Source organism: Mycobacterium sp. shizuoka-1 (genome assembly GCF_002723835.1).
GTDB lineage: Bacteria > Actinomycetota > Actinomycetes > Mycobacteriales > Mycobacteriaceae > Mycobacterium.
In genome coordinates this window covers 1-1,227 of record NZ_BEWG01000156.1, presented here as the reverse complement: position 1 = coordinate 1,227, position 1,227 = coordinate 1, and the positions used below count along the sequence as shown (strand labels likewise).

Genomic DNA, 1,227 nt, shown 5'->3' with positions numbered 1-1,227 from the left:
ATGTCGGTGGGTCGCTCGAGCAGTTTGCCTTTGTGGAAGATCGCGCCGGCCCGGACCAGAGCGACCAGGTGCGGTGCGTTGACGGCTCGCCAGCGGGCTTGCGCGGCGTCGATCAGCTTGTAAGCCATGGCCATTCCGGCGACGCGTGAACCCGGCCCCTTGGTCACCTTGGTCCTCAAACGTACCGTGGCAAACGTTGATTCGATCGGGTTGGTAGTGCGCAGATGGACCCAGTGCTCGGCCGGGTACTTATAGAACTCCAGCAGCACATCGGCGTCATCGACGATCTTGGCGACCGCCTTGGGGTACTTGGCGCCGTAGTCCACCTCGAACGCCTTGATCGCCACCTGCGCGTGGTCGATATCCTCGGCGTTGTAGATCTCCCGCATCGCCGCGATCGCCCCCGGATGAGCCGACTTTGGCAGGCAGGCAAGAACATTGGCCTGCTTGTGAAACCAGCACCGCTGCTCGCCGGTGGCCGGGAACACCTCACGCACGGCCTTCCAGAACCCCAGGGCCCCATCGCCGACGGCCAGCACCGGTGCGGTCATCCCGCGACGTCGGCACGACCGCAACAGATCAGCCCACGACTCGGCCGACTCCCGGTACCCGTCGGTGAGCGCGACCAGCTCCTTGCGGCCGTCAGCGCGCACACCGATCATCACCAGCAAACAGAGCTTCTCCTGCTCCAGGCGCACCTTGAGATGGATGCCGTCGACCCACAGGTAGACGTAGTCGGTGCCCGACAGATCACGGGCCTCGAAGGCCTTGGCCTCGTCCTGCCACTGCGTGGTGAGTCGGGTGATCGTCGTGGCCGACAAGCCGGCACCCGAGCCCAGGAACTGCTCCAACGCCGGACCGAAATCACTGGTCGACAAGCCATGCAGATACAGCAACGGCAACACCTCGGTCATCTGCGGCGACTTGCGCACCCACGCCGGCAGGATCGCCGAGGAAAACCGTTGCCGCTCACCAGTGTCCGGGTCAACACGTTTGTCATTGACCCGCGGCGCGGTCACACTCACCGCGCCCGCCGCGGTGAGCACCTCGCGCTCGCGGTGATAGCCATTGCGCACCACCAGCCGGTGCCCGTTCTCATCAAGCTCACCGGCATGAGCCTCGATGTAGGCGGCGACCTCAGCCCGCAACGCTGCGGCCAGCATCTGGCGGGCACCGTCGCGGACAATCTCATCGAGCAACGACCGCGACGAGCCAGCATCCTCGTTG

The 1,227-nt window shown here is 65.2% G+C and carries 1 protein-coding gene; it reads right to left on the bottom strand.

The features are described from left to right. A partial coding sequence (locus tag MSZK_RS31455; protein ID WP_102869270.1) for an IS256 family transposase occupies nt 1-1,199 on the bottom strand: 1,199 nt, incomplete at its 3' end. Nucleotides 1,200-1,227: the final 28 nt, after the last annotated feature.